The 1541-nt window shown below is 70.9% G+C and carries 1 protein-coding gene; it reads right to left on the bottom strand.

From position 1 onward, the window contains the following. Positions 1–1318, bottom strand: a 1318-nt coding sequence (locus J1C73_RS13450) for a HelD family protein (protein WP_443732218.1), incomplete at its 3' end; no start/stop codon positions are given. Positions 1319–1541: the final 223 nt, after the last annotated feature.

Raw genomic sequence — 1541 nt, 5'->3', positions numbered from 1 at the left:
CCTCGTCGAGCAGCGGAACGTCGGCAGGGGTCCAGGTCCCTTCGCCGGGGGCGCGCCGGATGGCTTCGGCGTCCTCGGCCGGTACGTACAGGGGGCCGGCCAGGTAGTCGGAGAGGAACCGCTCCGGGGTGAGGGGCGGCCACAGCTCGTCGACGGCGGAGTGCACCTCCTTGCTGACGGCGACGTTGCTGCCGAGCTGGGCGATGTCGTCGGGACCGAGGAAGTTGGGACCGCCGTGCGGGTCGGCGCCGATGCGCTCGGTGAGCTGCGAGGTCAGGGCGTCGATGATCCGGAACGCGAAGTGCGGGCGGGCGAGGTTGTGGGGCAGGAGGGTGTCGCGGGCCGCCTGCCGGGCCTCGTACGCGATCTCCCAGTCGAGGACGAGGTCGCCGTCATCGTGCGCGATGACCAGCGGGGCGCCGGGCTCGGGCAGCTGCTGCCGGTCGCGGACGGCGAGGGCGAGTGCCTCCGCCATCGCCGCGCCGCCCTTGACTGCGGCGGCGCGGCGGGTGTCGGTGCCGCCGGCGTGGACCCCGGGGAAGAGCTCGGCCTGGGTGGCGAGCAGGACACCGGTCTCGCCGAGCGCGGGCAGCACCTCGCCGATGTAGCGCAGGAAGGCCGGGTTGGGGCCCACGATCAGGACGGCGCGCTTGGCGAGCAGCTCGCGGTGCTCGTACAGCAGGAAGGCGGCCCGGTGCAGCGCCACCGCTGTCTTGCCGGTGCCGGGACCGCCCTCGACGACGAGAACACCGCGGTGCGGCGCACGGATGATGCGGTCCTGCTCCGCCTGGATGGTCCGCACGATGTCGCCCATGCGGCCGGTGCGGGCGGAGTTCACGGCGGCGAGCAGTACGGCGTCGCCGCTCGGGTCCTCGAAGCCGGTGCGCTCCCGGTCCCCGACGTCGAGGATCTCGTCGTGCAGTTCGGTGACGACCCGGCCCTCGGTGGTGATGTGCCGGCGCCGGCGCAGCCCCATGGTGGTGTGACCGGTGGCGAGATAGAAGGGGCGGGCCACCGGCGCGCGCCAGTCGATCAGCAGAGGTGTGTGCGCGGTGTCGTCCTCGCGGATTCCGACCCGGCCGATGTGGTGGGCCGCGCCGCTGGAGAGATCGATGCGGCCGAAACACAGCGAGCCGTCCACGGCATTCAGGGCAGCGAGCAGACCTGAGCGTTCAGCGACGAGCACATCGCGCTCGTGACGGGCCTGCAGACCCGTTCCGACCGGCGTCAGCGCGTCCTGGACCTGCTGGGCGGCTTCTCCGCGCAGCGCGTCGACACGGTCGTAGAGCCGGTCGATGAATCCCTGCTCCTTCTGCAATTCGGAGCTTTCCCGAGTTGACAAAATGGCTCCCTGCCGGATATGGTTTTGCTTAGTGGCCCCCGGTGAGGGGCCTTTTCTGTGGGCGCACAGAAACACTTAATATACTCGGGAGAATCCCCGGTCCGCAATTGCGGACCGGGGATTTCTTGTGTCTCCGGACAGTCGGTTTCCCTGCCCCGGACGGCTCGGCGGGGGCTGCGGCGTGGGTCAGTTCCAGCGG

It is taken from the genome of Streptomyces laculatispora (genome assembly GCF_017353455.1).
In the GTDB taxonomy this organism is placed as follows: Bacteria; Actinomycetota; Actinomycetes; order Streptomycetales; family Streptomycetaceae; genus Streptomyces; species Streptomyces laculatispora.
This window is presented reverse-complemented; position numbering and strand designations above follow the sequence as displayed.